The organism is Empedobacter falsenii, from assembly GCF_019308355.1.
Lineage (GTDB): Bacteria > Bacteroidota > Bacteroidia > Flavobacteriales > Weeksellaceae > Empedobacter > Empedobacter falsenii_B.
The window spans coordinates 14,320-38,541 of sequence record NZ_JAAGKM010000001.1 but is presented as its reverse complement, the minus strand read 5'-3'; the positions used below and the strand labels follow the sequence as shown (position 1 = coordinate 38,541).

26 protein-coding genes, 5 tRNA genes and 1 pseudogene are annotated in these 24,222 nt (G+C 30.1%); 17 read left to right on the top strand and 15 right to left on the bottom strand.

The window, feature by feature from the left end:
• Window positions 1-88 precede the first annotated feature (88 nt).
• Both G0Q09_RS00225 and G0Q09_RS00220 read right to left on the bottom strand, forming a co-directional pair.
• Complete coding sequence (locus G0Q09_RS00225) at window positions 89-769, bottom strand: LytR/AlgR family response regulator transcription factor (protein ID WP_219033596.1); 681 nt, start codon at window positions 767-769, stop codon at window positions 89-91.
• Window positions 756-1,823 (bottom strand): sensor histidine kinase, encoded by a 1,068-nt coding sequence (locus tag G0Q09_RS00220; protein ID WP_219033595.1) that lies wholly within the window; start codon window positions 1,821-1,823, stop codon window positions 756-758. The genes G0Q09_RS00225 and G0Q09_RS00220 overlap by 14 nt, the downstream gene beginning before the upstream one ends.
• A 145-nt stretch (window positions 1,824-1,968) precedes the next feature.
• Between G0Q09_RS00220 and G0Q09_RS00215 the strand changes: the two genes are divergently transcribed.
• A complete protein-coding gene (locus G0Q09_RS00215) occupies window positions 1,969-2,793 on the top strand; it encodes a DUF5694 domain-containing protein (protein ID WP_219033594.1) in 825 nt (274 codons plus the stop codon).
• A gap of 208 nt (window positions 2,794-3,001) precedes the next feature.
• Here the strand turns inward: G0Q09_RS00215 and rplI are convergent.
• The 3 genes and pseudogenes from rplI to rpsF form a co-directional block, all read right to left on the bottom strand.
• Window positions 3,002-3,499 (bottom strand): annotated as a pseudogene (gene rplI, locus G0Q09_RS00210) (50S ribosomal protein L9); the annotation flags it as partial.
• Window positions 3,500-3,520: 21 nt separating this feature from the next.
• Window positions 3,521-3,823: a 30S ribosomal protein S18 gene (gene rpsR / locus G0Q09_RS00205; RefSeq protein ID WP_019976570.1), complete on the bottom strand. Its 303-nt coding sequence runs from the start codon at window positions 3,821-3,823 to the stop codon at window positions 3,521-3,523.
• An 8-nt stretch (window positions 3,824-3,831) separates the two neighbouring features.
• Window positions 3,832-4,179 (bottom strand): 30S ribosomal protein S6, encoded by a 348-nt coding sequence (rpsF, locus tag G0Q09_RS00200; RefSeq protein ID WP_038334492.1) that lies wholly within the window; start codon window positions 4,177-4,179, stop codon window positions 3,832-3,834.
• Window positions 4,180-4,517: 338 nt separating this feature from the next.
• Here rpsF and G0Q09_RS00195 point away from each other — a divergent pair, with 338 nt between their 5' ends.
• Window positions 4,518-5,822, top strand: a complete 1,305-nt coding sequence (locus tag G0Q09_RS00195) for an aminopeptidase P family protein (protein WP_219033592.1) — start codon at window positions 4,518-4,520, stop codon at window positions 5,820-5,822.
• A 73-nt stretch (window positions 5,823-5,895) separates the two neighbouring features.
• Here the strand turns inward: G0Q09_RS00195 and pncB are convergent, their stop codons facing one another.
• Complete coding sequence (pncB, locus tag G0Q09_RS00190; protein WP_219033591.1) at window positions 5,896-7,098, bottom strand: nicotinate phosphoribosyltransferase; 1,203 nt, start codon at window positions 7,096-7,098, stop codon at window positions 5,896-5,898.
• A 96-nt stretch (window positions 7,099-7,194) separates the two neighbouring features.
• Window positions 7,195-7,953, bottom strand: coding sequence for a hypothetical protein (locus G0Q09_RS00185; protein WP_219033590.1), 759 nt, complete (start codon window positions 7,951-7,953; stop codon window positions 7,195-7,197).
• A 67-nt stretch (window positions 7,954-8,020) separates the two neighbouring features.
• Here G0Q09_RS00185 and G0Q09_RS00180 point away from each other — a divergent pair, with 67 nt between their 5' ends.
• On the top strand, window positions 8,021-8,434 hold the full coding sequence (locus G0Q09_RS00180; RefSeq protein ID WP_115001391.1) for an RNA-binding S4 domain-containing protein: 414 nt from the start codon (window positions 8,021-8,023) through the stop codon (window positions 8,432-8,434).
• Here the strand turns inward: G0Q09_RS00180 and G0Q09_RS00175 are convergent.
• Window positions 8,431-8,958, bottom strand: a complete 528-nt coding sequence (locus tag G0Q09_RS00175; RefSeq protein WP_219033589.1) for a shikimate kinase — start codon at window positions 8,956-8,958, stop codon at window positions 8,431-8,433. The two genes, G0Q09_RS00180 and G0Q09_RS00175, sit on opposite strands and share 4 nt — an antisense overlap.
• Before the next feature lie 2 nt (window positions 8,959-8,960).
• Window positions 8,961-9,566, bottom strand: a complete 606-nt coding sequence (locus tag G0Q09_RS00170) for a hypothetical protein (protein ID WP_115001390.1) — start codon at window positions 9,564-9,566, stop codon at window positions 8,961-8,963.
• Between the two features lie 298 nt (window positions 9,567-9,864).
• On the opposite strand from G0Q09_RS00170, the gene G0Q09_RS00165 reads away from it, so the two are divergent.
• The 5 genes from G0Q09_RS00165 to G0Q09_RS00145 all read left to right on the top strand — a co-directional run bounded on the left by G0Q09_RS00165 (window position 9,865) and on the right by G0Q09_RS00145 (window position 10,478).
• Window positions 9,865-9,937, top strand: a tRNA-Lys gene (locus G0Q09_RS00165).
• 96 nt (window positions 9,938-10,033) lie between these two features.
• Window positions 10,034-10,106 (top strand) — tRNA-Lys (locus tag G0Q09_RS00160).
• A gap of 51 nt (window positions 10,107-10,157) precedes the next feature.
• Window positions 10,158-10,230, top strand: a tRNA-Lys gene (locus G0Q09_RS00155).
• A 51-nt stretch (window positions 10,231-10,281) separates the two neighbouring features.
• A tRNA-Lys gene (locus tag G0Q09_RS00150) sits at window positions 10,282-10,354 on the top strand.
• A gap of 51 nt (window positions 10,355-10,405) precedes the next feature.
• Window positions 10,406-10,478 (top strand) — tRNA-Lys (locus tag G0Q09_RS00145).
• 56 nt (window positions 10,479-10,534) lie between these two features.
• Here G0Q09_RS00145 and G0Q09_RS00140 read toward each other — a convergent pair.
• Both G0Q09_RS00140 and G0Q09_RS00135 read right to left on the bottom strand, forming a co-directional pair.
• Entirely contained in the window at window positions 10,535-11,248 is a 714-nt protein-coding gene (locus G0Q09_RS00140; RefSeq protein WP_038334503.1) for a LytR/AlgR family response regulator transcription factor, read from the bottom strand.
• Entirely contained in the window at window positions 11,245-12,324 is a 1,080-nt protein-coding gene (locus G0Q09_RS00135; protein ID WP_038334504.1) for a sensor histidine kinase, read from the bottom strand. The genes G0Q09_RS00140 and G0Q09_RS00135 overlap by 4 nt, the downstream gene beginning before the upstream one ends.
• A 199-nt stretch (window positions 12,325-12,523) precedes the next feature.
• On the opposite strand from G0Q09_RS00135, the gene G0Q09_RS00130 reads away from it, so the two are divergent.
• The 3 genes from G0Q09_RS00130 (at window position 12,524) to typA (ending at window position 15,802) form a co-directional block, all read left to right on the top strand.
• Window positions 12,524-12,928: a hypothetical protein gene (locus G0Q09_RS00130; protein ID WP_038334505.1), complete on the top strand. Its 405-nt coding sequence runs from the start codon at window positions 12,524-12,526 to the stop codon at window positions 12,926-12,928.
• 6 nt (window positions 12,929-12,934) lie between these two features.
• Window positions 12,935-13,906 (top strand): hypothetical protein, encoded by a 972-nt coding sequence (locus tag G0Q09_RS00125; protein WP_038334506.1) that lies wholly within the window; start codon window positions 12,935-12,937, stop codon window positions 13,904-13,906.
• Between the two features lie 93 nt (window positions 13,907-13,999).
• Complete coding sequence (typA, locus tag G0Q09_RS00120) at window positions 14,000-15,802, top strand: translational GTPase TypA (protein ID WP_219033588.1); 1,803 nt, start codon at window positions 14,000-14,002, stop codon at window positions 15,800-15,802.
• Window positions 15,803-15,990: 188 nt separating this feature from the next.
• Here typA and G0Q09_RS00115 read toward each other — a convergent pair whose 3' ends face one another.
• The 3 genes from G0Q09_RS00115 to G0Q09_RS00105 form a co-directional block, all read right to left on the bottom strand.
• On the bottom strand, window positions 15,991-16,179 hold the full coding sequence (locus G0Q09_RS00115) for a hypothetical protein (RefSeq protein WP_219033587.1): 189 nt from the start codon (window positions 16,177-16,179) through the stop codon (window positions 15,991-15,993).
• Window positions 16,179-18,473 (bottom strand): choice-of-anchor L domain-containing protein, encoded by a 2,295-nt coding sequence (locus G0Q09_RS00110; RefSeq protein ID WP_219033586.1) that lies wholly within the window; start codon window positions 18,471-18,473, stop codon window positions 16,179-16,181. The genes G0Q09_RS00115 and G0Q09_RS00110 overlap by 1 nt, the downstream gene beginning before the upstream one ends.
• Window positions 18,474-18,566: 93 nt before the next feature.
• Window positions 18,567-18,965, bottom strand: coding sequence for a hypothetical protein (locus G0Q09_RS00105; RefSeq protein ID WP_219033585.1), 399 nt, complete (start codon window positions 18,963-18,965; stop codon window positions 18,567-18,569).
• Window positions 18,966-19,006: 41 nt separating this feature from the next.
• On the opposite strand from G0Q09_RS00105, the gene G0Q09_RS00100 reads away from it, so the two are divergent.
• The 5 genes from G0Q09_RS00100 to G0Q09_RS00080 all read left to right on the top strand — a co-directional run bounded on the left by G0Q09_RS00100 (window position 19,007) and on the right by G0Q09_RS00080 (window position 21,569).
• Window positions 19,007-19,603 carry an NUDIX hydrolase gene (locus G0Q09_RS00100; RefSeq protein ID WP_219033584.1) on the top strand — a complete coding sequence of 199 codons (597 nt, stop codon included), beginning with the start codon at window positions 19,007-19,009 and terminating at the stop codon, window positions 19,601-19,603.
• Window positions 19,604-19,614: 11 nt separating this feature from the next.
• Window positions 19,615-20,181 carry a DUF4920 domain-containing protein gene (locus tag G0Q09_RS14885; protein ID WP_257467970.1) on the top strand — a complete coding sequence of 189 codons (567 nt, stop codon included), beginning with the start codon at window positions 19,615-19,617 and terminating at the stop codon, window positions 20,179-20,181.
• A gap of 75 nt (window positions 20,182-20,256) precedes the next feature.
• Window positions 20,257-20,685: a chalcone isomerase family protein gene (locus G0Q09_RS00090; protein ID WP_219033583.1), complete on the top strand. Its 429-nt coding sequence runs from the start codon at window positions 20,257-20,259 to the stop codon at window positions 20,683-20,685.
• 52 nt (window positions 20,686-20,737) lie between these two features.
• Complete coding sequence (locus G0Q09_RS00085) at window positions 20,738-21,079, top strand: hypothetical protein (RefSeq protein WP_115001366.1); 342 nt, start codon at window positions 20,738-20,740, stop codon at window positions 21,077-21,079.
• A 106-nt stretch (window positions 21,080-21,185) separates the two neighbouring features.
• Window positions 21,186-21,569, top strand: a complete 384-nt coding sequence (locus G0Q09_RS00080) for a hypothetical protein (RefSeq protein WP_219033582.1) — start codon at window positions 21,186-21,188, stop codon at window positions 21,567-21,569.
• A gap of 90 nt (window positions 21,570-21,659) precedes the next feature.
• Here the strand turns inward: G0Q09_RS00080 and G0Q09_RS00075 are convergent, their stop codons facing one another.
• Complete coding sequence (locus G0Q09_RS00075) at window positions 21,660-22,886, bottom strand: exo-beta-N-acetylmuramidase NamZ family protein (protein ID WP_257467967.1); 1,227 nt, start codon at window positions 22,884-22,886, stop codon at window positions 21,660-21,662.
• Between the two features lie 74 nt (window positions 22,887-22,960).
• Here G0Q09_RS00075 and G0Q09_RS00070 point away from each other — a divergent pair, with 74 nt between their 5' ends.
• Window positions 22,961-24,190 carry an ABC transporter permease gene (locus G0Q09_RS00070; RefSeq protein WP_115001360.1) on the top strand — a complete coding sequence of 410 codons (1,230 nt, stop codon included), beginning with the start codon at window positions 22,961-22,963 and terminating at the stop codon, window positions 24,188-24,190.
• The last annotated feature ends 32 nt before the right edge of the window (window positions 24,191-24,222 follow it).

Below are 24,222 nucleotides of genomic sequence, written 5' to 3'. Positions count from 1 at the left end.
TCATTCTGAATGCAGTGTTAACGAAATGAAGAATCTGAGATTTTTCGACAAGCTCGAAAAGACAAGTATTTTTTGTTCTTAATAATTCTTAACCAAAATCCTTCATTTCTTTTCGATAAGTTTCTCCAATTGGTAAAATTTTCTGATTGAGATAAACAGAATTTCCATCAATAGAAGTTAAAAAATCAAGATTGATGATATACGAACGATGAATTCTTTTGAAATGATTTGGTAATTTTTCTTCGAAAGACTTCATGGTTTCTAAGACTAATATTTTTTCAGTTTTGGTATGAATTCGAATATAATCTTTCAAACCTTCAATGTAAATTAAATCTGAAAAATTAATTTTTACTTGCTTTCCATCTGCTTTTACAAACAAATAAGTCGACTGATTTTTAGTTGATGTCGTTTGAAAAAAATCAACATATTTTTTTATAGAGGCATCAAAACGTTCTTTCGTAATAGGTTTCAATAAATAATCAACCACATGAAAATTAAAACTTTCTAAAGCATAATCTTGATAAGCTGTTGTGACAATGAATTTCTGAGAATGATCAAGGATTTTCATCAACTGAATTCCAGTCAATTCGGGCATTTGAATATCTGTGAAAATAAGATCAACTTTATTATTTTTGAGAAAATCAATTGCTTCAAAAACTTCAGTTGTTGCAAGTGAAACAATTAAATTTTCATTTTCAGAAGCGTGTTTTTTTAATAATTCAACAGCCAAAGGTTCATCATCTAAAATAATACACTTAATTTTCGTCATTTAATGGAATTTTTAAGTAAATATGAAAGGTTTCGTAATCGTTTTTAATCTCGAAAGTATAATTATTTCCGAAATAATAATTCAATCTTTTTTTCAAATTTGTTAATCCAATTCCAGAAGTTTCATCTTTTTGATGTTGATTAATTTTATTTGAAACGGAAATCTCTAGGTGTTCAGTATTAGTTCTTAAATTGATTTTAATTGGATGATTAATATCTTTTACAACACCATGTTTGATTGCATTTTCGATTAAAGGCGAAATAATATATGGATGAATTAATTTTTTAGAATTCTCAATCAAAAATTCTTTTTCGACATAAAATTTTTCTCCATAACGAATCTGCTCCAAATCTAAATATTGATTGATGTAATCAATTTCTCGTTCAATTTCAATTTTATCTTTATTGGTTTCGTAGGTTGTAAAACGCATAATTGCACTCAAATTTTCGATTGCTTTTAACGAATGAGGAGAATTTACACTCACCAAACTATAAATATTATTGAGTGTATTAAACAAAAAATGTGGATTGATTTGAGATTTAAGAAAATTGATTTCGGCTTCTTTTTTCTCTTTTTCAAATTTATTTTTTTGTTGTAAAGTGTTGATTAAATGTATTGTCATCCATAAAAAAAGTGAAGAAAAAACGATAAAAGTTCCATAATGTAAATTGTCATAGATATAGAAACTAATTGTCGTTCCTTCAAAATAGTTGACTTTATTAAAAAGAAGATCTGTAATAATTTGTTCAATAATATATCGAACTGCAATAAATGTTGCAAAGGAATATACTATAGCTAATAATATTGATTTCCAATTGATGGATTTCAAAATTTTTGGCGCAATAATAAAATATATAATGATAGATACAACTCCTTTAACTAAAAAAATTGTTGAATTAAACAGCTCTATTTCTCCAATGAAAGATTTGTTTTTAGATAAACGAAATAATCCTTCATTCATATAATTAAGCATAAAATAAACAGATAAAAATATGATTAAAATTGCAAGTTCGTTCTTTTTAGAAATTAATTGGATTTCTTTTCTCTTTCCCATCTGTTTTTTTGTTTGGTGTAAAATTAAATGCTTTTCTATATAAAAGGAATGTGATTCGTCGATAAATCAAAAGGGTTCGTCGATAAATGAAGAATATATTTTTTGAAATGATTGAGATTTGAATCAAAATGAAAAATTAACTCAAATGAAAAACTTTTTTATCGCAATTGCTGGATTTATCGGAACAATGAATTTATCTGCTCAAACAAAATTCCAATTTCAAACAAAATTTGATGATGCTATCCCAGTTCTCAATGTAGGGACTTTTCACATGGGATATACACCAGATGTAAATTCTATAGAATTTGATGAACATAATAATGAGAATATTCGACAAGTACATGAGATAGCAAAAAAGATTGCAATGTTTAAGCCAACGATTATTTTAGTAGAACAAGAATCTTATAAGAATCCAAGAATAGCAGCTTCTTATACGGAATATTTAAAAAATCCAAAAATGAAATTTGATAAACCGACAGAAATAGAGTTATTAGCTTACGAAGTTGGACGTTTGAGCGGGGCAAAACAAATTTTCGGAATAGATTATCAAAAAGATTATTATTATCCACTTTACTATGCTTTAAAAAATCAACAAGATACCATTACATATAAAAAATATGAAGAGTTATTTTCTTTGAATGAAGAAAAGAATAATATTAATGAGGGTAAAATGAGTGTAGCAGAATTGCTTTGGTTAAAAAATCAACCAGATTATTTAGATGCAATGATTAATTATAATGCAGATTTATTAACTACCATTTCAGTTAATGGCTATCCTTTGGGAGCAGAACAAGCAGCAAAGTTTTATGAACGTAATTTATGGATGTTTGCAAATATGAATAATGTACCAATCACAAAAGACGATCGTATTTTTGTATTAATGGGAGCTACACATACGGCTTTCTTTAAAGATTTCTTACGACGTTCGCCAAAGTTTAAAGAAGTAAATACGTTAGATTATCTAAAATAAAAGCATAAAAAAACCTCGCAAACTGCGAGGTTTTTTATATATAGTTGAATAATAATTATTCTTCTGTAGATGGAGTTTCTTCTGTAGCAACTTCTTCAGATACTTCCTCTTTTTTCGCTTTCTTGTCGTTAGCGTAAATTGGGTTATCATAGTTGAAGAAAGAACCTTCTTCTTTAGTAGCATTAGCTGCTTTTTGAGCATCTAATTTAGCTAATTCTGCTCTAGTTTTAGCAGCTTCTTCAGCAGCTTTGATAGATGCAGCATCTGGTACAATTTCAAATCCGAAATCTACTTCAACATCTCTGTGGAAACGAACTTTAGCTTCGTATTTTCCTAAACGTTTGATAGTATTTCCAGGGATTCTAATGTTTTTCTTCTCGATTTCAACACCAGCTTTTACTAAAGTTTCTGCTAAATCTGCATTGTTGATAGATCCAAATAATTTGTCTCCAGAACCAACTTTAGCGTCGATTTTAACAACTAAACCATCTAATTTAGCCGCTTTTTCTTTCGCTGCAGAGATTAATGTAGCTTCTTCTGCTTTACGAGCGTCTAAAACTTCATTTAATTCTTGTACATTTTTTGGAGTTGCAACTGATGCTAATCCACGAGGGATTAAGAAGTTACGTGCGTATCCAGGTTTTACTGAAACAACTTCAAATTCAAAACCTAAACCTTCTACATCTTGTCTTAAAATTACGTTCATGATATTTTAATATTTAGGTTATTATTTTAATTGATCACCAATAAATGGCATTAATGCTAAGTGACGAGCTCTTTTGATCGCTTTAGAAACTTTTCTTTGGTATTTTAAAGATGTTCCTGTGTAACGACGAGGTAAAATTTTACCTTGCTCATTCACGAATTGAATTAAGAAATCAGCGTCTTTATAGTCAACGTATTTGATTCCAAATTTTTTGAAACGACAATATTTTGAGTTTGATTGTGTTTCGATATCTAAAGGAGATAAATAACGGATTTCTGATTCGCTACCTCCAGCTGCTTTTTTTGCTAAATCGTCAATTGCCATAGCTTTGCTTATTTGTTAGAGTTAGACTTTAATTTTGTTCTACGTTTTTCTGCCCAGTCCATACCGTGTTTGTCTAATTTCACAGTTAAGAAACGGATTACACGCTCATCACGTTTGTAAGCAACTTCTAATTGAGAAACTAACTCGTTATTGTCTGATTTAAATTCTACTAAGTGGTAGAATCCATTTCTTTTGTTTTGAATTGGGTAAGCTAATTTTTTTAAGCCCCAGTTCTCTTTTGCTACGATTTCACCACCGTTAGCAGTAACAAAGTCATTGAATTTATTAACTGCTTCCTCTACCTGAGAATCAGATAGAACGGGAGTCAAAATGAAAACAGTTTCGTAATGTGTCATTTTTAACTTCTTTTAAGTTATTATTTATACTAAAATTCGAGGTGCAAATATAAGAATAATTATTTGAATATCGCAAATGAATAATTATTGATTTTTTATAGATAGCTTATTTGTTGAATATTATCGTTTTATCATATTGACGTTAAAAAAATATTGACTTTTTTTAAAAAAAATTTGCAGTTTAAAAAAAGTAGCTTACATTTGTCAACATAAAAGGCTAATGGCTTTTTCATAGGTTTAGGTTGGTTAAGGTTAAAACCCTCGTTTCTGCGAGGGTTTTCCTTTTTTTTCTAAAAACATCTTCTTAAATTTGGTCATAATAATTAATGTAAAATTTTATGACAACAAAATACAATCCTATTCCAAGCGAATTATTCGTAAAGAACAGAGCGAAATTTGTAAAAGCAATGAAACCTCGTTCTCTTGCTATTTTCAATTCTAACGATATTTATCCAATTTCTTCAGATTCTACGTTACCATTTGCGCAACATCGTGATATTTTTTATTTATCTGGAGTTGATCAAGAAGAATCTATTTTATTGATTTTCCCTGATGCTTACGATCCAAAATATAAAGAAGTATTATTTGTTCGTGAAACGAACGATCATATTGCAGTTTGGGAAGGAGAAAAATTATCAAAAGCTCAAGCAACAGAAGTTTCTGGAATCAAAACTGTACTTTGGTTACAAGATTTACCAAATGTTTTACGTAAATTGATGGTAGAAGCGGATAATGTTTATGTAAATAAAAACGAGCATTATCGCGTAACAGAAGCGCCACAAGTAGAAACGCGCGAAGATCGTTTTGTAAAACAATTGAAAGCAGATTATCCTGGACATACTTATTTACGTTCAAATCCTATTTTGCAACGTTTACGTTCTGTAAAAGAAGTGGAAGAAATTGCTTTGATTCAACAAGCGTGTGATATCACAGAAAAAGGTTTTCGTCGTATTTTAAATTTCGTAAAACCTGGAGTTTGGGAATTCGAAATCGAAGCTGAGTTTGTTCATGAGTTTTTACGTAATCGTTCGAAAGGTTTTGCATACACGCCAATTATTGCGTCTGGAAATAATGCAAATGTGTTACATTATATTCAAAATAACCAAGAATGTAAAGATGGTGATTTGATTTTGTTTGATGTTGCTGCAGAATATGCAAATTATTCATCAGATATGTCACGTACAATTCCGGTTAATGGAAAATATACAAAACGTCAACGAGAAGTATATGATGCGGTTTTACGTTGTAAAAAAGAAGCGGAAACAATGTTAGTTCCTGGAAATAATTGGTACAAATATCACGAAGAATTAGGAAAAGTTTATACTTCTGAATTGTTAGGTTTAGGTTTGTTGGATAAAGCAGATGTACAAAACGAAGATCCAGCTTGGCCAGCTTACAAAAAATACATGATGCACGGAACGTCTCATCACATGGGATTAGATACACATGATTATGGTTTATTGACTGATGATTTTGTGGCTGGAATGGTTTTCACAAACGAGCCAGGATTCTATATTCCTGCAGAAGGTTTTGGAATTCGTTTGGAAGATGATTATGTAATTCAAAAAGAAGGAAAGCCTTTCAACTTGATGCAAAATATTCCGTTAGAAGCAGAAGAAATCGAAGATTTAATGAATAAATAATCTTTCATTATATTAAATGATAACAAAAATGGAACTCAATATTGAGTTCCATTTTTTATTTTAAAGAAAATTCTTAATCATTTTCTGGCGCATCATGCGATGGAATGTCATCTAAATCTAACATTTCTTTAGCAAGAGCAATCATACGTGAAGTTCCGGTGTGTTTATTTTTTTCGTCCGAAAGTTTTACAACGCCTGTCCATTTAATATCAATAGAAGAAATTTCGGTTAATTTCATCACGATATTCATAGGTTTTAAATCGGTGTCGTTTGTTAAATTCGTTCCAATTCCAAATGATAATCCAATTCTTCCTTTGAAAGCTTTTGTAATCATTTCCACTTTTTCAGAATTTAATCCATCCGAGAAAATAATCGTTTTGAATAAAGGATTGATGCCCATTTTTTCGTAATGTGCAATTGTTTTTTCTCCAAATTCAATTGGATCTCCAGAATCGTGGCGAACACCATCAAATAATTTAGATAGTTTTTTATCAAATTGTCCAAAGAAAACATCCGACGTATACGTATCTGTCAAAGCAATTCCTAAATCACCATAATAAACTTTTACCCAACGATCTAAGCTGATTGAATTCGCAATCTTGAATCCGTAACGCGCACCATGAAACATAAACCATTCGTGAGCATGAGTTCCAATTGGTTTTACGCCATATTTATGTGCAAAGTGAACATTAGAAGTTCCGACAAAACTTTTTCCTTTATGGTTTGTTAATTCTTTCATCACGACATCATGAACTTCATAACTGTGACGACGACGCGTACCGAACTCTGCAACTGTAACGCCAAGGCGATTGTATAAATCAACTTTATCGCTTGTACGTTTTGTGATTTCTTCGTTCGAAATGCGTTGCGCATTTGTCAATTTATAGAAAATTTCACTAATCAAACACAAGATTGGAACTTCCCATAAAATAGTACGATACCAATATCCTTCTACGTGAACTTCTACATCAGCACCATTTTGAGTGATTTTTACTTCATTTGGATCATAACGATAACCTTGTAAAAAATCTAAATAAGCAGGACTTAAATAAGGACAATTCGTTGTGAAAAAGTTTTTTTCGTCTTTGGTTAAAGCAAGTGAAGCCATTGCATTGATTTCTTTTTGCAATTCTTCTGCAAAACCTTCAGGAAATTGATGTTCACCACGATTAATGAATTTATAGCGAGCCATTACATCTGGATACAATTTTGTAACGCCAAATTGCATGGTGAACTTATAGAAATCGTTATCGATAATAGATTTTATAATACTCATTTTTTAGGTTTAATTCTAATATATTTTGAAATTTAAAGATAAAAAAAAACCATCAATGTAGATGGTTTTTGTAAGATTATCTTGTTTTGAAGATAATTATTTTGTTGTTCTTTTCTCGATTTTAGGTAATTCGAAATTGAAAATTATAGTTGCGTCTCTGTATGTTGAATATTCAGTTAACCCTGTACCTTGAACGTAATATTTGTTTCTTGCATAAGCTAAACGAGAAGGTAAAATAATTACACCTTGAAAGTTATACAAATCAGTTGTAGCACGTTCAGTTGTTTTGAAATGTTTTAATCCTTCTACAAAGTTTTTTAATTCGATGTGTTCTCTTTTTACACCATTTTTAATTTCTGTTGCTGTTGGTGTAAAGTAATAAAAAGTTGGGTCTTGTTCAGCAGAACCATCTCCAGTATTTATACTTGAATAATAAAACTGACCTAAATATCCATATTTTCTTTTATAATCTGTACTGTTTGTAGCTACAAAATATGTTGAAATAGAACTTAGATAAATAGAAGTACTATCATTAGATACAATTGTTTCTCCAGTTCCTTTATGATTTGGATTTTCGGCATACCAAATTCCTAAGTTATCTTGTTTTGCTAAACTTTTTAATGTTGGATAGGCATCATCATCGTTTCCTTTGATAGTATCGAACTTTGTAAGTTTTCCATTTTTAGGATTGAAGTAAAAATCTTCCATATATTGTTGAATCGCTTCATCATCTAAAGCATTACGTTCTTCAACTGGAATTTTAGTTTCTTTATTTACACCATTATCATCATCATTATTACATCCTACTAAAACAGCAGAACATGCAATTAAAGTAACGAAGAATTTCTTTATCATGTTATTTCGATTTATATTGCGAATTTAGAAAAAATATTAGTTTAACCTAACAAATATTCAGTTTTAAATGAGATTAGATAAATTTCTTTGGAGTGTTAGATATTATAAAACGAGATCTTTAGCGGCTGATGCGGTAAAAAAGAATCGTGTAAAAGTGAATGGAGATGTAGCAAAAGCGTCGCGAGATATAATTCCGGGTGATGCGATTGAGGTGAGAAAAGATCAAATTAATTTATCTTTTAAAGTATTGCAAGTGCCAAATAATAGAATTGGAGCTAAATTGTTAACCTTGCATATTGTGGATACAACTCCAAAAGAAGAATATGAGGTGTTAGAGCTTCGCAAGCTTTCGCAAGATTATTATCGTGAAAGAGGTGAAGGTCGACCAACGAAAAAAGATCGGCGAGATTTGGATGATTATTTAGAAGAAGGTGGAGAAGATGCAGAAGGTATCATTATAAAAGGAGAAGATTTGGATTAATTCCAAATCTTCTCCTTTTTAAGATGTTTCATAATTTCGTCCAAAATTTCTAATGTACTTTGGTTTGAAATACTGATTGTATATTTTGCCTTTTCATAATATTGATTGCGTTCAAATAAATGTTTCGCAATAAACTCCATCATTTCTTCATTAGAAAGATGAGCAATTAAAGGTCGAGTTTCTTTTTTATTTTCTAATCGTTTCACCAATTGTGGTAATTGTACACGCATAAAAAATGAAATTGAATTGTTGGCAATATCATTCATATTATCGAAATAAACAGGAGTTCCACCGCCTAAAGAAAGCACAATGTTTGTTGAAGTCAGAACTTCTTTTAAGGCTTCTCGTTCTTTTTTACGAAAACCTAATTCGCCTTCTTTTTCAAAAATCTCACTAATTTTTGTTTGATATTTTTGTTCGATAAAATCATCAAGATCAATAAATTCGAAACCCAATGCTTTGGCTAAATCTTTTCCGGTAGTCGATTTTCCGCTACCCATATATCCTACTAAAGAAATAATCATGATTAGTCTACTGGTAAGTCTTCTGAATAAAAAATAGTTAATCTCGCATATCCATCAAACGTATCAATTTGATATGAATACGTATTCTCCAAACGTCTTGCATCATAACGTTCCACATTATAAGTTACTTGATAATCTTCGTTGGTAACAATAGAATTTGAATGATGATATTTAGATTTTGGCGCATCTTTTTTGATTTCTGCTCTATATTGATTCAAGAATTTAATAGGAAAAGAATATGTTAATTTATAAACAATCTCTTGTGAAACCTGTATTGCTGTTATTTTATTCAAAAACATTGTTCCTTGATTATTGTTTTTAATCTTCAAAGAATCTAAACGATCTGAATTTTGAATGTATAAATTTTTTCCAAGTTTAGAAACCTTGAAACAACGATCATTCAATTTTTGATGAATAATCTGTGGTTGATCTTTTATTAATTCCTTTAATTCTTTCAATGCAAAATTAGACAAATGTGCATCTTTTGTTTCCTGATTACAATTGTTTGCATATTCAGAATCGGGTACGTCTGCCTCTGGGTTGTCAGATTTTTTACACGACACTATCGAAAACAAAGCAATAATAATATATAGTATATTCTTCTTCATTCTAAAATTTCAATCTTTAAATAGCGTTCCGAAAATAATTTCGGTTCACATAGATTTAGATTTGCTGGATGACAAATATAGTATATAAATCATTTATCAAATATATAAAATGATGTTTCTATGGCTTATTTTTTCAGTTTTCTTATCCGAAATTCTATCTTTCAAAAAAAAACTAAAAATTTATCTAAATTTAAGTTCTTAAAACCGAAATGATTAATTAATAAATTGTAAAAAACTTCACAAAACGTTTGTTAAATTAGTATTAAACGCCCTATATTTGCACTCGATTTAAGAAACCGACCTGGTAGCTCAGTTGGTAGAGCACAACACTTTTAATGTTGGGGTCCTGGGTTCGAGCCCCAGCCAGGTCACTTAGTCAAAACGTTCTTTTTTATATAAAAAAATAAAAACGTCTTTCGTTTTGTAAACTCAGATATAATCGTATATTTGCAGTCCGAAAAAACGGAGACCTGGTAGCTCAGTTGGTAGAGCACAACACTTTTAATGTTGGGGTCCTGGGTTCGAGCCCCAGCCAGGTCACAAACTTCTAGTTATTGAGAAGTCTAAAAACAGTAACAACTCCAAAATGGAGACCTGGTAGCTCAGTTGGTAGAGCACAACACTTTTAATGTTGGGGTCCTGGGTTCGAGCCCCAGCCAGGTCACAAACTTCTAGTTATTGAGAAGTCTAAAAACAGTAACAACTCCAAAACGGAGACCTGGTAGCTCAGTTGGTAGAGCACAACACTTTTAATGTTGGGGTCCTGGGTTCGAGCCCCAGCCAGGTCACAAACTTCTAGTTATTGAGAAGTCTAAAAACAATAACAACTCCAAAATGGAGACCTGGTAGCTCAGTTGGTAGAGCACAACACTTTTAATGTTGGGGTCCTGGGTTCGAGCCCCAGCCAGGTCACAAAGCCAAACAGAAATGTTTGGCTTTTTTTTTTATTTATACTACTTTCTTTTAATCTAATTCCCTTTTGAGTATTTCAGCATGAATTCTGATCGATAGGTCTCTCCTATTGGAATTTCAAATTCGTTCATATAAATGGTATGATTATCAAATGAAATAATATGTTTTGAATTTATGATATATGATTTACTAACGCGTATAAAAAATTCTGAATCTATTTTCTGGTGAATCGTTTTTAAATTCATTGCTGTAATTAACTTCTGTGTCGTTGTGTAAAGCACTACATAATCTTTCAAACCTTCTATGAACAAGATTTCAGAAAAACTTATTTTATATTGTTTTCTATCGGCTTTTATAAATAAAAAATTATCATCATTCTCTTCAACAGTATTTTCTTCAACCTTTTTATTAGAAAGGAAATTATAAAAAAACGTCGCCTTATTTATTGCTTTTTCTAAACGCTTTTTATCAATTGGCTTTAACAAATAATCGATAGCATCTAATTCATAACTATCTATTGCGTATCTTGAATAAGCGGTTGTAAAAATTATTAAAGTATTTCTAGGTACACTTTGCGCAAACTCTATCCCATTAATTAATGGCATTTCTATGTCAAGAAATATAACATCTGGTTGTGTTGTACTTAAAAATTTTGAAGCTAAAGCTGCATTCGGAAACTTACCTAGAATTTCTAATTCAGAAACTTCGTTTATTAATAACTCCATTTCTTCTCTTGCCAAAGGCTCATCATCAATTATAATACAATTCATATTGGAATTATTAAGTTAACAACATATTCATCTTTTGTAGATTCTATATTTAAAGTATACATTTTTCCGTACAAAAGTTCTAATCTTCTTGTAATATTTGGAAGCCCTAAACCTTTAAATTTATTATTAGGAATGATGTAATTAGGATCTAAAGAATTTAAACAAACAAAGTGTAAATGATTATCAATAATCGAAACTTTTACCTTTATATAAGTTGCTTCTCCATTTAAATTAACACTATGCTTTATAGCATTTTCTACAAATGTTGTAAATAAATTGGGCGGAATGTAAGTAGAATTTAATTCGCTTTTATTCGCTTCAGTCTCTATAACTACATTTAAATTTTCTTGACGAATTTTCTCTAAATCTAAAAAATTAGCTAAAAATTTCAACTCTGAAGAAACAGGTGTTTTTTCTTCATTATTTTCATATAATTGATATCTTAAAAAATCTGAAAGTTTCATAATAACATCTGTCGCTATTTCAGGATCTTTTCTGATTAATGCTTTTACATTATTCAACATATTGAATAAAAAATGTGGGTTGATTTGATTTTTTAATTCATTTATCTCCATTGAAAATGTCAAATTTTTCAGTTCAGATATTTGTCTATTATCTTCAATCCATTTCTGAAAAAGTTTTAAGGTAGTTGTCATCATAATAATTGGCACAACAACTATAAGCCCTTCATAACTTCTCCTTATGTTTTCACCAAAATGTCTAGGATTAGCTATTCTATATTTTTCAAAAAACATATCTAATGATTGACCAATAATATTAATCCCCACATAAACTAAAATTGTTAATAGTAATAGATATAAAATATAGTAACCTTTAAAAAAAAACTTTGGAACCAATATATAAATATTAATATATGTTTTTAATACAAATACTACAAATAGTAAAAGAATAACATAATATCTATATACACCATAATAATTAGATGCAAACGTAGAACTATATATCACTAATAAAAATCCAACTATAAAAAGTAAATGACGAGAAAATCTAAACTTTTTATCTACTAAAAAATTTATGATTTTTTGATTTTTTGATTGAGGTAACAATGAATTCATTTTTATAAAAATCTTATCTATAACAAAGGTAATTGATTAATCTATTCCATTATTAAAGTTTATACGAACCAACGTTTTTATTATACTTCTTCTTTTTTTTTCTGGTTGGTATAAAAAAATCTAGTGTTGGTATAAAAAACGATCAAAACTATTTTTTTATACTTTTCTTAGCTATTCAATTTACAAAACATGAAATACTATGAGTGTGAAAAATTTTAATTTTTGGGTAAATAAGTTAAATCTTCTAAATTTTTCTGCAACAGAAAAAGAAGATAAAATTATTCAAATAACAGATTTAAATCGTTTTATACAATGCTACGATCCGACATTAGAAATTGTAGATTGTATACATCATGATTTTTGTATTATTGAGAAGAATGAACATATTAAAGAAGTAAAGTTAATGGATATTTCTAATCTTAAAAATAACGAAACAATTTCTATAAATAGAAACAAAGAATCTTGGTTTGTTCTTGTAAATGACAAATTAGACACAACCTTAAAATCAATTTTAAAAACAATAGAAGAACACAATATCAGTAAGATTTATGATAAGGTATTTGTCTTCAATTTTTTCCAATCGAGTATTCACGAAATCAAATAAAAATTAATGCATTCAATACAACAAAAAGCAATTACAAGCTTATTGCTTTTACTTTCAACTTTGTCATTCGCTCAAAAAAAAGATAGTATTCAAAAAAGAGCTGTCGTTTTTGTTGCAGATAAATTCCCCTCTACCCGTGTTCTTAATGTAGAATATACAAATCTTACACCTTATAAATTTTCTCAAAAGTTAGAAGATAGCAACTTTAATTTACCCGAAAGTAAAGTGAAAAACTTTCAACAAATAAAGGCAAATGCGAATTTATATTTTTTCAAAAAAGAAAAATGGACGATATCTACAGCACTTAATTATAAGTACACGACAGCAAATATAGATAACCTTAGTTCTACTATGAATGAAACGAAACAAAACTTTCATTATCATTCGGAAGCTGTAACTGCAAGTCATATTTCTAAACTATGGAAAAAAACAGCAATTTATTCAGCTACTCTATCAGTTGATGGTAACGAAAATAGTTTTGAAAGATTCCGTGGTTTACTAACAGGTAGTATAATGATTACAGCAAACGAAAGAACCAAATTACTTTTAGGTTTAGCTGTAATTATAGACCCTAGTTCGCAAGTACCTACATTCCCCATTATTTCTTATGAGCATAAATTTAAAAATGGTTGGATAGCCGATATCATACTTCCAAAAAGAGTAATGATGAAAAAAAATGTATTTAATAATGGTCGATTTTCTCTTGGTAGTGAAATGGATGTTACATCATTCTATTTTAACCAATCGAATAAAACATTTGAATTTAGACAAACAGAAATTAATAGTGGTGTAATGTATGAACATAGAATTGGTGATTTTATTGGTACTGTAAAAACAGGACTACGTAGCATTCCTACTGGAAGAATCTTTGAAAAAAATGAATCTTTTAATGACTATATATACGAGTATAAACCAAAATCATCTTTCTATTTCAACTTTGGTATATCATACAACCCATTTGGTAATAAAAAACGATAAATAACATACGTTTGTTGCGATTTCATTAAATTAAATAAAATCTATAGTAATTAAAAATAATTTATCGTAAATTCGCACCCATAAATTTCAAGGATGCAAAACATTAGAAATATTGCGATTATCGCACACGTTGACCACGGTAAAACTACTTTGGTTGATAAAATTCTTCACTCAACAAACGTTTTCAGAGAAAACCAAGATTCAGGTGAATTAATCATGGATAACAATGATATCGAACGCGAAAGAGGGATTACGATCTTCTCTAAAAATGCTTCGGTAGAGTATAAAGGTGTAAAAATCAATGTTATCGACACTCCTGGCCACGCCGATTTTGGTGGTGAAGTTGAGCGTGTGTTGAAAATGGCTGATGGTGTTATCTTATTAGTTGATGCTTTTGAGGGACCAATGCCTCAAACTCGTTTCGTATTAGGAAAAGCATTAGAATTAGGATTAAAACCATTAGTAGTAATCAACAAAGTTGATAAAGAAAACTGTCGTCCTGACGAAGTTTACGATAAAGTATTCGAATTATTCTTCAACTTAGATGCTACAGAAGAGCAATTAGACTTCCCAGCATACTACGGATCATCTAAACAAGGATGGTTTAATACTGAGAATGTTCGTACAGAAAATATCTTACCATTAATGGATGGTATTTTAGAGCACGTTCCAGCTCCAGAAGCTCACGAAGGTGAATTACAAATGCAAATTACTTCTTTAGATTACTCTAAATTCTTAGGCCGTATTGCTGTAGGTAAAGTAACTCGTGGTGTTATTAAAGAAGGTGATTGGGTTGCTTTAGCAAAACCTGACGGATCTTCTAAGAAACAAAAAGTAAAAGAAATCTATACTTTCTCTGGTTTAGGTAAAGTTAAAGCTACAGAAGTTAAAGCAGGTGATATCTGTGCTGTAGTTGGTATCGATGGTTTCCAAATTGGAGATACTATTGCTGATGCTGAGAATCCAGAAGCATTACCAGTAATGCACATTGATGAACCGACAATGAATATGTCTTTTGGTATCAATAACTCTCCATTCTTTGGTAAAGATGGTAAATTCGTTACTTCTCGTCACTTAGTTGAGCGTTTAGAGGACGAATTAGAGCGTAATTTAGCTTTACGTGTTGAGCCAACTTCAGATTCAAATACTCAATTAGTTTACGGACGTGGTATCATGCACTTATCTGTATTAATTGAAACAATGCGTCGTGAAGGATATGAGTTAACAGTTGGACAACCACAAGTTATCTTCAAAGAAATTGACGGTGTAAAATGTGAACCATATGAAACATTAGTAATTGATGTTCCAGATGATTATTCTTCTAAAGCAATCGACTTAGTAACTCAACGTAAGGGTGATTTATTAGTTATGGAGGCGAAAGAAGGAATGCAACACTTAGAATTCGAAATTCCATCTCGTGGATTAATCGGATTACGTTCTCAAATGTTAACTTCTACTGCTGGTGAAGCTGTAATGGCACACACTTTCTTAGAATATAAACCATTCAAAGGAGCAATCGCTGGTCGTTCTGCAGGTGTAATTATTTCAAAAGATCAAGGTACATCAACTCCTTATTCTATTGATAAATTACAAGATCGTGGAAAATTCTTTATCGAGCCAGGTGAAGAAGTTTACGAAGGAATGATTATCGGAGAGCATTCTCGTAACAATGATTTAGTAGTAAATGTTGTTGAAGCTAAAAAATTGAACAATATCCGTGCAGCTGGTAAAGATGATTCATCTTCTATCGCTCCAAAAACAGAAATGACTTTGGAAGAATGTATGGAATATATCCAAGCTGATGAATGTATCGAGGTAACTCCAAATTTCATCCGTTTACGTAAAATTCACTTAAAAGAAGTAGATCGTAAGCGTTTCGAAAAATCAATGAGCTAATCATTTGAAATTATATATCACAAAAAAACCAGAAGTTAATCTTCTGGTTTTTTGTTTTAAATAGATTCGATTTTATTTTTAAGTGCTTTAATTGCGAAATTTAATTCATCTTTAGAAGCGTTATATTCTACTATTTCACCTTTAATTTTGAATCTCGAAACATTAAAACCTTCTTCAATATCATTGTATCAAATCAAATAATTTTCGTATACAGCAACTACCCAAAAATTATCCTCAATAACATCATCACATTTCCATATTTCAGGAGAAATTTTAATTTGATTCCAAAATAATAAAGTTTTGTCCTCCATATTTTGTTCAGAAAAATAAATTTCGAGCATCAAATCCTTTTTAGGAAAATTTATCCAATTATTCATTAATAAGTACTTTTTAATAAAATCCAATCTTCAAATTTTTGAGTTTGAGTTGAATTTGGTTCAGTCCATTCGATAATATACCAATAACTATCGGAAGGTAGCGCTTTTCCATTCAGTTTTCCATCCCATGTATAATTATTAGCTTCAGAACCTGTAAATAATAATTTTCCTTTTCGATTATAAATGACAAATTTCGGATTGATTTTACTTTTTAATTGAGAATAATCCAACACATCATTTTTACCATCACCATTTGGAGAAATAAAATTGATTAGTTTAATCAGCGAAAATTCTTTCGAAATAGGCAAACAATTATCTGCCGATTTCACAGAAATTGTATGAGTTCCTAAAGTTACATTTGTGAAAATATTTGAAGATTGAAAAGTGCCATTATCCAATGAATACAGATATGGCGGTGTAGATCCAGTGACTTTTATGGTCACCGTAGAACCTTGAATTTCGATAGATTGAATAGTTGGATCTTCGGCTTCAATAACTTTTACTTCTTGTGTATAAAAACAACCATTCAATCCTAACTTCACATAATAAGTTCCAACAGGAACATTTGTAATTGATTGATTTTTGTCGCCATTATGTAACCATTCGTAAGTTTTAAATCCTGGACCTGCGTCTAAAGTCGTTGTTGTTCCTTTGCAAATTGTAAGATCTTTTAAGGTTGATGATTTTCCAGATTGTTTGAAAATAAAATGCAATGGAGCAACGTTTTCGCATAATCCATTTTGTTTAAATCTTACCCAAAATGTTTGATCTGAATTTATAATTTGTGTTGTGTTGATATTATTTTTTTTATTTTTAGCATCAATTTCATTTAAGTAATATGTCGGTGAGCCTTCAAGATTTGTAACCAAGTCATCAACATAATCGGATAAAACAATTTCTTCATCATTGCTTAAATTCTCATCACAAATTTCTATTGGAGGAATTACGTTTGCAACACTTAAATGATTTAATGTAAAAGTAATTTCTTTAATAACAGGCTTACAAGTTCCGATTTGGACACGAATCCAAACTTCTTTAGATGTCTGAATTTCATTTAATTCGAAATTTGTTATCCCAGCAGAAATATTATTATTTGCATCTAGTTCGGTTTCAAAATATTTCACTTGATGAGCAGAATAATAATCTTCTACAATTCGATCAGTATATTCGTCTAAATTTACTTGTGTTTTTCCATCTAAATCATCATCACAAATAGGAATATTATATTGATAAATCTGCGGTTCTTCTTGTACAGAAACATTAATATGACCTTTCAAAGAACAACCAGTATTCAATGTGATTTCTACTTCGTAATAACCTGTTTCATCTACCACTAATGTTGCATTTGTTTCACCACTAATTTCCACACCATCTTTGTACCATTTATAGGTTGTAGCATTTGTCGTTGTCGCATCTATTGTTTCAGATGTTCCAGGACATAATACAACATCAGAACCTAAACTTTTTGAACCTATAAAACTTCCAGCTTTCAAGAAAACAGCAGAATCATAACGACCTTTTGAATCTCCATGATCAGCAATTACCAATTTGATATGATATTTTGTGTCAGCTTCTATTTGTGCATTTGCTTTCAAAACTTTTGTTTGTCCATTGAAATTCGTTGGACTATTCCTAGTATTAAAACTTCCAAAATATGATGTGTTTCTCGGACAATCTCTTGCGCCATTTATGGTTAATGAAGTAACAGGAATAGTTGTATTTGGAACTAATGCGATATTTTGATAGGGTTCAGAATTATCTGCTTTTTTGATTAAGAAGGCAAAAGCATCAGAGTATTGGCAATTACTTGATTGATATTCTTCTGAAAGAAACATATATTCGAAACTAATTTGATCTGTTGTTAGATTTGATACAAAATCAAATTCAAGATAAGTTGCATTTAAAATCTTGTCATGAGGTAAATTAGATTGTATCAAAATATCAATTAAATCTTGATCTCCTCCCCAATTAGTTCCATAAAAACTTTGTAAAGTAGCATTTGGACCTTCAGCAGCTTTTGCTTTTCCAGTAGATAAAATAATTCCTTCAGAAAGATCAAAATTACTAGTTCCTTTTGTAAAATAACCATAGCTTATTTCATCATAAGCTCTATTGTATCCAGAAATATTAATATTAGAAATAGTAATACAACCTGTGTTTGTTCCAATAAATTTATCAATTAATTCTTCTTTCGGTAAAGATGTATCTACCTGAATATATTGACCAAATAAAAAACTATTTAGTGTAAAAGTAAAAAAGAGTAGGAGAATTATTTTTGAGTAAAAGTGTTTCATAAAAAATAATTTAGATAAAAAAACTGCTAAATAACTTTAAAATATAAAGTTTATTTAACAGTTTTAGAAATTTTATTTACCGAAAAAATGGTTTTACCCTATTTTTCCTAAATTTTCTGCAATAGTTTCAATGAAAGATGTCAATGGTTTTTTCGCCATCATTTCGATCATCATATTGAAATTTCCATCAAAATCTAACGAAACATCAGACGAATTCTCATCAACTGCATCAATAGAAATTGTCAAAGTATATTCAAAAGCAGGTGCCGGAGATTCGAAAACAATTTTCGATGGCTCAACTGTCTCTTTCAAACGCATTCCAACCTTTGGTAAAGCACCAACACCAACCGTAAATCCTTTTCCAGATTCATGAATTTCAAACGATTTTGTATCCTCTGGCATCAGTTGCTCATAATTCTTCATATCCAACAAAAAAGTGTATGCTTCTTGTTGATTTTTTGCAAAACGGACTTTATTTGTATTTACCTTCATATCCTTGTGAGTTTTTTATAAATTTGTAACAAATCGTTCAAATGTACAAAGTTTTTTTTAATGAAAGTTTGTTAACTTTCAGCAACCAATCTAATCCTGAAGCAAAAAATATTTTGTTTCAAAATGAAGCTCAATTTGATGAATCTTTTCATTTATTATCATCAAAAGCAGCCGCTTTAGTCAATATTTTTAGTGAAGATATTGATGTTGTTTGGACGAAATTCTTAAAATATTACAAACATATTCAAGCCGCGGGCGGAATTGTTCGTAATCCGCAAGACGATTATTTGTTCATTTTCAGACTTGGGAAATGGGATTTGCCAAAAGGTAAAATGGAGAAAGGAGAATCGAGAGAAGAATCTGCAATTCGCGAAATTGAAGAAGAATGTAGTTTGACAAATTTAGAGTTGAAACGATTTTTAATGCCTACTTTTCACATTTATTTTTTGAGAGAATATATTATCAAAGAAACATTTTGGTTCGAAGTTTTTTATGACGGTGTTGAATTGCCTTTGCCGCAAACTGAGGAAGGAATTGAATCGGTTGAATGGAAAAAAGAGAATGAAATTCCTCAATTATTAGAAAATTCATATCCAAATATAAAATTGTTAATGGACAATTATTTAAATTTGAACTAAATAAAATTAATATGAAAAAATATATATTAACTTTTTGTGCCTTAACATCTTTTGCTTTGACAACTAATGCTCAAACGAAAAAAGAAACCAAGGTTAAAACTGAAAAAGCTTCTAAATCTCAATTAAAAATTTTAGATAACGGAACGGCAAAAATAGACGATTTATATGCGTATCAAGTGTATGGAGAATCGTTTGATATCAAAAATACATTAACAAAAAACGAGCTTGGAAAGTTATATGATAACATGAAAAGTGGTGATTCTTTGGAAAATGTTCAGTTTGTTTCGACGATAGAATCTGTTTGCAAAAAGAAAGGTTGTTGGATGAAAGTTGATCTTGGAAAAGGCGAAGAACAGTCGTTTGTGCGTTTCAAAGATTATGGTTTTTTTATGCCTTTAGATGGTGAAAAAGCGAATGTTGTCGTGCACGGAAAAGCTTTTGTTAGTGAAATTTCTGTTGAGAAATTGCGTCATTATGCAGAAGATGCAGGACAATCGAAAGAAGAAATTGCGAAAATTACAAAACCTCAGTTGCAATATAATTTTGAGGCTGATGGAGTTTATTTGAAAGAAAACTAATATTTTTAACTCAATAATTAATCAAAACCTTTCTATTTTTGGAAAGGTTTTTTTATGAAATCAAATCTATAAAATATGACAAACTTATTTCAAGCCAATCCAAATCAGTATTTTTCTTTAATCGGAAAATCGATGAATGACGAATTATTTCAATCATTTCAAAATGAATTTGAATCTGACATTTCAGAGCAAAATATTCCTCAAGGAAAAATTGTGTTGTACAAACAGCATGGAATTTCGGTGAAAATTGTTGATGAAATGATTAGTTCGATTAAATTTTATCTTTCTCCAAATCCAATTTGTAAGGTGTATGAAGGTCAAAATATTTTTGATTTGAATCGTAATATTGATGAAACTCAAGTTCGTAAAAGTAATGATTATCAAAGAATTATTAATAATGATCCAAATCGTTTAGCAAATGATTATAGTCGTTTAAATTGTTTATTCTCTTTTGATTCGATGACGGGAGAATTCTTAACTATTGAAATATTAAACGAATTATAAAATGTTTTTTGCTGAAAAATTTCATATATTTATCTTAAATAATAGACCTTAAATGAAAAAATATTTAAGCTTGTTCTTAATGTTATTAACGTTTGCAGTTTTTGCACAATTGAGAGCGAATAATACGGAGTCTTATTACTCGATGAAAGGAACTTTTAATTCGGATAAAAAAGAGATTATAAAGAAAACAATCGAGAAAGAATTTGGTGAAGGAATTTTGGAAGAATCTGGTTATATCTGGACTGGACGAGGAAGTTTTGAAATTATTTTGAATGATAATTCACTTAAAATGGAGATTCAAAAAAGTACAGATAATCAAGAAATTGTAGATAAAATTAAAAATCTTGGAGATAAAATTCTTGCGACAAAAAATATAAATAAATTTAATACTTAAAAACGAGCTACAATTATTTTGTGGCTTTTTTTGTGTTAACGCTTCGTTAACCGTTCATTAACCAATGCAAACCAATCTTTTTCAGAATTTTATAAAAAATAAAAATATGAAAAAGACATTATTTATAGCAATAACTTTATCAGCTTTAGCTTGTAACGGACAAACAGCAAAATCACACGCAGTTGCCAAATCTTCAGGATCAACAACTCATTCTAATGTTTCGGTTAGTGTGAGCGATAGTAACGAAGTTTATTCGTATTCGGCGATTTTTGATAAACCAAAATCTAAAGCTGCAATAAATGAAATAGAGAAAGCTTTTGGAAAGCCAACGACTGAAGGAAAAAACTATGTTTGGCGAGAAGGAGAATCTTTAGAAATAAAGGCACGTGAAGGAAAAATTTCGATAGAATTTGATAAAGGTTCTACAAAATTATATGAAAAAGTGAAAGAATTGGGTGAATCTATTTCTGCGGTTGTCGGAGAAAAATAATCATTCTAAAACATAAAAACGGAAGTCAAATTAGGCTTCCGTTTTATTATTTTGATATTCATAATTCATAACTAATCATTTATAATTAGATTACTCTTTATAAATCAAATATTTTGCTCTTATTTTCTTGAAAGCTTCCAAATCTTTTTGCCAAGTTGCTTTTATTTCTGCTTCTGATAAACCAGCTTCTATTTGTTTGCGCAATTCATCAGTTCCAGAAAGTTGATCAATCCACAATTTTTTACCATTCATCGTCCAAAAAGGTTGCTTCGTATTATTTTTATATGCATTGATTAACCATTTCAAATTGATGGCAGATTGATACGGAACATCCGATAAATCCTCTCCGTAACAAACTTCATCTTTGAATTTTGGACTTGTTGCACCAGGTTTTGAAGTTGGCGTATATTGAAAAGACATATTTTTTAGGAATGGTGAACCATAAACCTGAAACTGAATATCTGTTCCACGACCTTCGTTAACGTTTGTCCCTTCAAACAAACATGTACTTGGATATAAATTAATCGCGTGAGCATTTGGTAAATTAGGCGATGGTTTCACAGGTAAATTGTACTTGGATTGATGGGTATAATTGATAAGTGGAATAATTTCCAAATCTGCTTTTACACCATTTGCTAGCCAACCTTCACCGTTTATCATTTGTGCATATTCGCCAATCGTCATTCCATAAACAATCGGAACATTGTGCATACCAACAAACGATTTATATTCATTTTTCATCACTGGTCCGTCTACATAATGTCCGTTCGGATTTGGTCTGTCCAATACAATTACTTTTTTACCATTCTCAGCTGCAGCCTCCATTACATAATGCAAAGTGGAAATATAAGTATAGAAACGAGCACCAACATCTTGCATGTCAAAAATCAAAACATCAACATCCGAAATTTGATTTGCTTTTGGTTTTTTATTGTCGCCATAAAGCGAAACAATCGGCAAGCCTGTTTTAGAATCAACACCAGATTTTACTTTCGCTCCAGCATCAGCATCACCACGAAAACCATGTTCAGGAGAATATAATTTTATAACATTTATGTTGTTTTTTAACAACAAATCAACTGTATGCATCGTTGTTCCATTAATTGTAGCAATTCCTGTTTGATTAGAAATTAATCCAACTTTTTTACCTTTTAATTTCGAAAGATAGTTAGCTGTATTTTCTGCTCCAACAAGAATAGTTGAATGATTATCTATTGTTTTTGATGTATTATTTTGAGCTAAAATTGGAGTAGAAAAGCCGAAAAAAATAACTGAACTAAGTAAACCAATTGATGTATATTTGACAAAGTTTTTCATTTCGTTTTGAATCATTTGAATTTAGACGAATTTAAAGCCTAAAGTTAGTTTTAATCTTATAAAAAATATATAATTTGAGTTTTTCTTGGTGGTTTTCAAAAAAAATTGCGCTTGGTAAAAATACTAAAAATAACTTATCGAGTATTATTATTCGAGTAGGTCAAATTGCGGTAGCATTAGGGTTGATTGTTTCTTTGGTGACAATTTCGACTGGTGTTGGAGCAAGAATGGCAATCAAAGAAAAATTGGCCGATTTTAATGGTCATATTACGATTAGAAACTATAATAGTAATACGTCATTAAATTCCGATTCATTATCACTTCATCAAGCTTTTTATCCAAAGTTTAAATCGATTCCAGAAATAGAACATGTACAAGCAATTGCCAATAAAAGTGGTGTTATCCGAACGGATGAAAACTTTAGTGGTGTGGTGTTCAAAGGAGTTGGAACAGATTATGATTCGGTTCGTTTCGAAAAATTTATGGTAAAAGGACATTTTCCTCGAATCAATAAAGATTCGATAATGGATGAGGTTTTATTATCTAAAAAGATTGCGGACGAAATGAAATTGGATGTTGATAGTTCGTTTGTGATGTATTTTATTCAAGAAGATACAAAGCCTATTTATCGTCGATTTACCATTTCTGGATTGTTCAAAACTGATATCAAAAATTTTGACGATCAAATTATGTTTGGTGATATCAAGCATGTGCAACGCCTTAATCGTTGGGATTCGACAACTGTTGGTGGTTTCGAACTATTTGTAAATGATGTCGAAAATATTGATCCAGTTGCAAAGCGTGTGCAAGAAAATATTCCATATAATTTGTATGCAGAATCAGCAACAGCATCTTTTGCTCAGATTAATGATTGGATTTCGATTTTCGACAAAAATATTGTCATTATTCTTTTTATCATGCTTTTTGTGGTGGTGATTAATATGGTGATGGTTTTATTGATATTAATTTTAGAACGAACACATTCAATCGGAATTTTAAAAGCATTTGGTGCGACAAATTGGCGAATCCGAAAATTATTCATCAATTACGCATTATTTATCATGTTACCAGGATTAATTGCTGGAAATGTAATTGGACTTGGATTATTATTCATTCAGAAATATTTCGGAATTATAAAACTTCCAGCAGAAAACTATTATTTATCAACAGCTCCAGTCTATTTAGACTTTGGCACAATTGTTTTATTAAATGCAGGAGCGTTATTAGTTTGTGCAATTGTATTACTTTTGCCTTCGTATATGATATCTAAAATTACACCTGCAAAAGCTATTAATTTTAGATAAAATTTAATGTTTTAATTTAAAAGTTAGAAAAA